The 7392-nt window shown below is 72.1% G+C and carries 5 protein-coding genes; 3 read left to right on the top strand and 2 right to left on the bottom strand.

Annotation, left to right across the window (positions count from 1 at the left end; all coding sequences use genetic code 11):
- Positions 1-4: 4 nt before the first annotated feature.
- Together KBX39_RS17800 and KBX39_RS17795 are read left to right on the top strand one after the other, a co-directional pair.
- Positions 5-517 carry an NfeD family protein gene (locus KBX39_RS17800; RefSeq protein WP_210871611.1) on the top strand — a complete coding sequence of 171 codons (513 nt, stop codon included), beginning with the start codon at positions 5-7 and terminating at the stop codon, positions 515-517.
- A 21-nt stretch (positions 518-538) separates the two neighbouring features.
- Positions 539-2047 (top strand): flotillin family protein, encoded by a 1509-nt coding sequence (locus KBX39_RS17795; RefSeq protein ID WP_210871609.1) that lies wholly within the window; start codon positions 539-541, stop codon positions 2045-2047.
- Positions 2048-2111: 64 nt separating this feature from the next.
- Here KBX39_RS17795 and KBX39_RS17790 read toward each other — a convergent pair whose 3' ends face one another.
- Together KBX39_RS17790 and KBX39_RS17785 are read right to left on the bottom strand one after the other, a co-directional pair.
- Positions 2112-4151, bottom strand: a complete 2040-nt coding sequence (locus KBX39_RS17790; RefSeq protein ID WP_210871607.1) for a S8 family serine peptidase — start codon at positions 4149-4151, stop codon at positions 2112-2114.
- Between the two features lie 184 nt (positions 4152-4335).
- Complete coding sequence (locus KBX39_RS17785; protein WP_043327693.1) at positions 4336-5796, bottom strand: CCA tRNA nucleotidyltransferase; 1461 nt, start codon at positions 5794-5796, stop codon at positions 4336-4338.
- A gap of 132 nt (positions 5797-5928) precedes the next feature.
- Here KBX39_RS17785 and murJ point away from each other — a divergent pair.
- The coding region (murJ, locus tag KBX39_RS17780; RefSeq protein ID WP_210871605.1) for a murein biosynthesis integral membrane protein MurJ at positions 5929-7392 on the top strand (1464 nt) is incomplete at its 3' end.

The following is a 7392-nucleotide window of genomic DNA, read 5'->3' as shown; positions in this document are numbered from 1 at the left end:
GGTCATGGCCACCGGGACGCTCATCTTCCTGATCATCGGCGGGGTCGGTGTGGGCGTGCTGACGCTCGCCCTGCTCGGCTCGGGAGTGCTCCACCTCGGCCAGCCGGACGTCGACGGGCCGGTGTCGCTGGAGGCGGCCGCCGGGTTCACCGGCGCGTTCGGCTTCGGCGCCGCGATCGTCAACGAGCTGCTCGGCGGGCGTACCCCCGGGATGATCGCGGCGGCGGTGGCCGGCGGCGCGCTCGCCGCCGTGCCCACCGGCTGGCTGGCGGCCCGGCTCAGTCGCGCGGCCCGCAACATGCGCACCGACGCCACCCCCACCCGCGACCACCTGGCCGGCGCGATCGGCCTGGTGGTGACGCCGATCCCCAGCGGCGGCTACGGCGAGGTGCGGGTACGCCTCGCCGGCCAGCCGGTGAAGCTCAACGCCCGCGCCGACGGGCCGATCCCGGTCGGCACCCGGATCTTCGTGGTCGAAGCACTGAGCGAGACCAGCGTGCACGTCGAGACCTACTGACACCAACAGACGGGAATGCCCATGCCCCTGCTCGTCGCCATCGGCGGCGCGGTCCTCCTCGCCGTCGTCCTCGTACTCTTCGTGTTGTCCCGGATCAAGGTGGCCGGGCCGAACCAGGCGTTCATCGTCACCGGCCGCAAGGGCCGCACCACCCAGACCGCCGACGGAGCCCGCTCCACCGACATGTCCGGGCAGAAGGTCGTGCTCGGCGCCTCGGTGTTCGTCCTGCCGGTGGTGCAGAAGCTCCAGTCGCTCGACCTGTCCAGCCGCCGGATCGACGTCAGCATCCGCGGCGCGGTGAGCAAGCAGGGCATCCGCACCGAGCTGCACGGCGTCGCGATCGTCAAGGTCGGCGGCACCGAGGACGCGATCCGCGCCGCCGCCCAGCGTTTCCTGAACCAGCAGGAGGAGATCGACAACTTCACCCGCGAGGTGCTGGCCGGTGCGCTCCGCTCGATCGTCGGGCGGCTCACCGTCGAGGAGATCATCCGGGACCGGGCGGCGTTCGCCAGCGCGGTCGCCGAGGAGGCCGAGCACTCGATGACCAACCAGGGCCTGGTGCTGGACACGTTCCAGCTCCAGGACATCCTGGCCGAGGGCTCCTACCTGCAGGACCTGGGCCGGCCGGAGGCGGCCCGGGTGCTCAAGGACGCGGCCATCGCCGAGGCGCGGGCCCGCCAGCAGGCCGAGCAGGAGCGGCTGCTCGCCGAGGAGGCGATCGCCGAGGCGAACCGGAACCTGGCGCTCAAGCAGGCCGGCATCCAGGCCGAGATCGACGCGGCCAAGGCGAAGTCGGCGGCGGCCGGGCCGCTCGCCCAGGCCGAGCGGGACCAGGCGATCCTCTCCGAGCAGCAGAAGGAGGCCGAGCGCAACGCCGAGCTGAAGCAGCGCCAGCTCGACACCGAGGTGCGCAAGCCGGCCGACGCGGCCCGGTACAAGGTGGAGCAGGAGGCCGAGGCGAACCGCAACGCGGCGGTGCTCAACGCCGACGCGCAGCGGCAGGCGACCATCGCCGCCGCGCAGGCCGCCGCCGAGCAGGCCCGCCTCACCGGTGAGGGCGAGCGGGCCCGCCGGGCCGCGCTGGCCGAGGCGAACGCGATCGAGGGCGCCAAGGAGGGCGAGGCGGAGCAGCGCCGGCGTTCCGCGATCGCCGAGGCGGTCGAGCGGGAGGGCCAGGCCGAGGCGGCGGCCATCCTCGCCACGGGTCAGGCCGAGGCCGACGCGATGGCCCGCAAGGCCGAGGCGTTCGCCGCGTACGGCGAGGCGGCCGTCCTGGACCTGCTGGTCAAGGTGCTGCCCGAGGTGGTCGGCGCGGCCAGCGCCCCGATCGGCGCGATCGACAAGATGACGGTGATCTCCACCGACGGCGCGTCGTCGCTGACCAAGTCGGTGGCCGGGAACGTCGCCCAGGGTCTCCAGCTGGGCAGCGACCTCACCGGCATCGACCTGGCCGGGCTGCTGGCGCGGCTGGGCAGCAGCGCGCAGAACAACGGCAAGAGCACTGTGGACGGCAGCACCGTCGACGCGTGACGAACGACGGCGCCCGCCGGGTCTCCCCTCGGGGAGCCGGCGGGCGCCGTTTCGGTGTGGCGGGTCAGAGCGCGGCGAAGACGAACTTCTCGCCGGTGCTCAGGCCCAGGGTCTCGCTGTTCCAGTCGATGACGCGGCTGGCGATGAGCTGGCTGCCCCCGGTCGCGCCGGCGGTGACCGCCTTGCCGTTGGCGTTCGCCCGCAGGTAGACCGAGCCGTCGGTGTTGTCGTCGAGGAAGTCGAAGACCTCCCAGGCGTCGATCACGGTGGCCTTCGCGATCAGCGCCCGGTTGCCGCCGGCGTCCGCCGTGACGAACTGGTTGTTCGCCAGCGCGCGCAGGGCGAAGAACCCGTCGCCCACGCTGACGACCTCGTACCGCTCCCAGGCCCCGACGGTCGCGGCCCGGGCGATCAGGGGCCGGGTGCCGCCGCTCTCGGTGGTCACGTAGTTGCCGTTTGCCACCGCCTTGATGCCGACCACCGGGGGCGCCGCGTCGAAGTCGAACTTCTCCGCCGCGCCGATGGTGGTCTTGCTGGCGATCAGCGGGTTGGTGGTGTTCGAGGCGGTGACGTACTTGCCGTTTGTGACGGCCTTCAGACTGACCGAGCCGTCGGTGTTCGTGACGATCTGGAACTTCTCCCAGTCGCCGATCGCGGCGGACCGGGCGATCAGCGGCCGGTTGCCGCCGCTCTCGGCGGTGACGAACAGGTTGTTCGTGACGGCACGCAGGCCGTAGTAGCCGTTGCCGGCGTCCACCACGTCGTACCGCTCCCAGGCGCCGACCTCGGTGCCGCGCGCGATCAGCGGCCGGTTGCCGCCGCTCTCCGCCGTCACGTACAGGCCGTTGCCGCGGGCCTTGAGGCCGTACGACTCGCGCGCCACCACCGCGTCGCCGACGTGCAGCAGCCGGTCGGGCGAGCCCATGATGTCGTGCACCGCGCCGCTGACGCTCGTGCCCACGACCGAGTCGCGCACCTGCTGCGGGGTCCAGCCCGGGTGTGCCTCCAGCACCAGCGCCGCGGCGCCCGCCACGTGCGGGGAGGCCATCGACGTGCCGTTCATCGTCTCCGTGCCGGTGGCGGTGCCGGCCTTGGCCGAGACGATGCCGGTGCCCGGCGCGAAGGTGTCCAGGCAGGTGCCGTAGTTGGAGAACCAGGCCCGGAAGTCGATCTGGTCGGTGGCGCCGACGGTGATGGCCGCCGGCACCCGCGCCGGTGACTCGCCGCAGGCGTCCTGCATGCTGTTGCCGGCCGCGACGGCGTAGGTGATGCCGGAGGCGATGGAGCGGGCGACCGCGTCGTTCACCGCCTGGTCGATGCCCCCGAAGCCGAGGCTCATGTTGGCCACCGACGGCCCGGTGGCGTGCGAGGTGACCCAGTCGATGCCGGCGAGCACCTGTTCGCTGCTGCCGCCGCCGTCGCAGTCGAGCACCCGTACGGCGACGAGCGCGACGTCCTTGGCGACCCCGTACTTCGTGCCGCCGATCGTGCCGGCCACGTGCGTGCCGTGGCCGTCGCAGTCCTGCGCCACGTCGTCGGACTCCACCGCGTCGTAGCCGTTGCGGGCCCGGCCGCCGAAGTCCTCGTGGTCGATGTCGATGCCGGTGTCGATGACGTAGGCGGTCACTCCGGCGCCGGTCGCCGGGTAGGTGTACCGGCCGTCGGTCTTCGTCCGCGACTGGTCGATCCGGTCCAGCCCCCACGGCGGGGTGGTCTGGGTGCCGGTGGCCTGGTAGCGCTGGACCTGCTGCACGTAGGCGACGGCCGGGTCCGCGGCGAGGCGCTCCGCCTGCCGGCGGTCCATGCTGGCGGAGTAGCCGGACAGCGCCTTGCCGAACACCCGACGTACGGAGCCGCCGTGCTCGCCGGCGAGGGCCGACGCGGTGGACTTCACCTTGGCGGGACCGGCCTTGCCGTCCTTGAGGACGACGATGTAGCGGCCGGGTACCGCCGCGGCGGTGTCGGCGCCCCGGACCGGGGCACGCTTCGGGCCGGCCGGGTCGGCCGAGGCGGCGCCGCCGGTGGCGGCGCAGATGATGGAGGTCGCGGAGGTGAGGGCAAGCCCCACCAGCGCGGAGCGGCGCAGCGCGCCATGACGTGACACTGAATGCTCTCCCCGTGTCCAGCGGCCGTCCCTTCGGGACGGGCGGATGTGATCAGGACAGCCGTACCCGTCGATCCGGGTGGCTGATGATGACCATCATCATGCGCGAGACATCGACCGATGCACGTCAACCTTTCGGTCGACACGCCGCCGTATCGTCGTGGAGCTTCCCCGCGCGGGGAGGTCAGCCGATGATGCCCTCGTCGCGGGCCCAGCGCAGCAGCGCCGCCTCGGCCTCGTCGCGGTCCAGCGGCCCGCGCTCCAGGCGCAGCTCCTTGAGGTGCTGCCAGGCACGGCCGACCACCGGTCCCGGCGGCACGCCGAGCAACTCCATGATCGCGTTGCCGTCCAGGTCGGGCCGCACCCGGGCCAGGTCCTCCTCGGCGGCGATCCGGGCGATCCGCTCCTCCAGCGCGTCGTAGTCGGCCGCGAGCTGCGCGGCCTTGCGCCGGTTGCGGGTGGTGCAGTCGGAACGGGTCAGCTTGTGCAGGCGGGACAGCAGGTCGCCGGCGTCGGTGACGTACCGGCGCACCGCCGAGTCGGTCCACTCGCCCCGGCCGTACCCGTAGAAGCGCAGGTGCAGGCCGACCAGCTTGACCACCTGGGAGGTGATCTCCTTGGAGTAGCGCATCGCCTTCATCCGGGCCTTGGTCAGCCGGGCCCCGACCACCTCGTGGTGGTGGAAGCTGACCCGGCCGTCCGCGCCGACCGCCTTGGTGGCCGGCTTGCCGACGTCGTGCATCAGCGCGGCCATCCGCAGCACGAAGTCGCAGCCGTCGGACTCCAGTGACATGGCGTTGCTGACCACTGTGAGCGTGTGCTCGTAGACGTCCTTGTGCTGGGCGTGCTCGTCGATGGTGAGCTTCAGGCCGGTCAGCTCGGGCAGGAAGCGCTCGGCCAGGCCGGTGTCGACGAGCAGCCGCAGCCCGGTGATCGGGTCGGCGCCGCAGAGCAGCTTGGTGAACTCGTCCCGGATCCGTTCCGCGGTGATCCGGTCCAGGTCGCCGGCCATCTCGGTCATCGCGGCGCGGACGTCCGGGTGGACGGCGAAGCGGAGCTGGGCGGCGAACCGGGCCGCGCGCAGCATCCGCAGGGGGTCGTCGCGGAACGACTCCTGCGGCGTGCCGGGGGTACGGATGATCTTGGCGGCCAGGTCGGCCAGCCCGCCGTACGGGTCGGTGAACCGGTGGTCGGGCAGGCTGACCGCCATCGCGTTGACGGTGAAGTCGCGGCGCTTCAGGTCTTCGACCAGGCTGGTGCCGTACTGCACCACCGGGTTACGGCTGACCTGGTCGTAGACCTCGGCCCGGAAGGTGGTGATCTCCAGGTTGAGGCCGTCGCGCTGGCAGGCGATGGTGCCGAACTCACGCCCGGTCTCCCAGATCGACTCCGCCCAGCCACGGATGACCTTGACCGTCTCGTCGGGGTGGGCGTCGGTGCAGAAGTCGAGGTCGTTGCCGAGCCGGCCGAGCAGCGCGTCGCGGACGGATCCGCCCACCAGGTGCAGTTCGTGACCGGCCTGGGCGAAGCGCCGGCCCAGCTCGTCGGCGACCGGTGAGACTCGGAGCAGTTCGGCGACGGCGTTGCGCTGCGCGGCGGTCAGCTCGCGGCGGTCGGCGGCGTGGGAGGCGGAGGCTTCGGACATGGGATCGCCAGCCTATCGGGCCGAGGGTGGATCGACCGCGCCGGGCGCGGGTAACGGGCGGAGGTTGACTAAGGTTCCGGTTGGGCGGGGCCGGCCGGACCCGGTTGCGACGTACCCCTTGGAGGCTGGCAGATGAGCGGCGGGCTCTACCGCAGCGCGAACGCGCACGGCGGCGGCCTGCCGCCGGACGACGGCGCCACCTTCATCTCCGCCGAGCCGCTGAACCAGCCGGGCGTCGAGGCCGTCGCGCCCCCGCAGGAGGTGGTGGCCGAGACCAGCGCCGCGGCGAACAGCGCGGTGATGGCCATCGGCAGCCTGGTCAGTCGGGGTACGGGCTTCATCCGCAACCTGATGATCGGCGCCGCGCTCGGCACCATGGTCGGTGACGCGTTCACCACCGCCCAGTTCCTGCCCAACCAGGTCTACGAGTTCCTGCTCGGCGGCGTGCTGACCAGCGTCCTGGTGCCGGTGCTGGTCCGCCGCCGCAAGATCGACGCGGACCGGGGCGAGGCGTACGCGCAGCGCCTGCTGACCCTCGCGGTGCTGGCCCTGGCCGCGACCGCGCTGATCGCCGTGGTGCTGGCCCCGGTGCTCACCGCCGTGTACGCGGCCGGCAGCGACGACCCGGCGTACACCACGCTGGTCACCCGGCTGTCGTACCTGATGCTGCCGATGCTGTTCTTCACCGGCATCAGCGCGCTGATCGCCGCGGTGCTGAACACCCGGGGGCACTTCGCCGCCCCGATGTGGGCGCCGATCCTCAACAACATCGTCTCCATCGGCACGTTCGGCCTGTACATCGTCGTCTACAGCGCGAAGGCGCTGCCGCCCGGCGAGGTGGGCTGGGACCGGATCCTGCTGGTCGGCGGCGGCACCCTGCTGGGCGTCGCGGTGCAGGCGATCGGCCTGCTGCCCGCGCTGCGCAAGGTCGGCTTCCGGTGGAAGGCACGGTTCGACTTCCGCGAGCTGGGGCTGCGCGAGCTGGCCCGGCTCGGCGCCTGGATGTTCTGCTACGTCGCGGTCAACCAGCTCGGCCTCTTCGTGGTGGTCAACCTGCTCAACCGGGCCACCGGCGGGGACGGCCAGAACGCCGGCCTGCTGATCTACAACAACGTCTTCCTGCTGCTGATGATGGCGCACGGCATCATCGCCGTCTCGATCATCACCGCGCTGATGCCGCGAATGAGCGCGGCCGCCGCCGAGAACCGGTTCCACGACGTCACCGCCGACCTGTCCCGGGGCACCCGGATGGTCACCGCGGTGCTCGCGCCCATCGCGGTCTGCTACGCGGTGCTGGCCGCCCCGATCTCGGTGGTGGTGTTCCGGTACGGCGCGTTCACCGGCGACAACGCGGTGGCCACCTCGACGGTGCTGCTGGTGGCGGCGCTCGGCCTGGTGCCGTTCGCGGTCAGCCAGCTCTTCACCTTCGCGTTCTACGCGCTGCCGGACACCCGTACCCCGGCTCTGGTCAACATTCCGGTGGTGGCGCTGCGCGTCCTGCTCCAGGTCGGTCTGTTCCTGATCTTCTCGAACACGTTCGCGGCGGCCGGGATGATGCTCGGCAACGCCGTGTCGTACCTGGCGGCGGCGATCATC

This window comes from Micromonospora sp. D75 (assembly GCF_018070405.1).
GTDB classification, from domain to species: Bacteria; Actinomycetota; Actinomycetes; order Mycobacteriales; family Micromonosporaceae; genus Micromonospora; species Micromonospora chalcea.
This window is presented reverse-complemented; position numbering and strand designations above follow the sequence as displayed.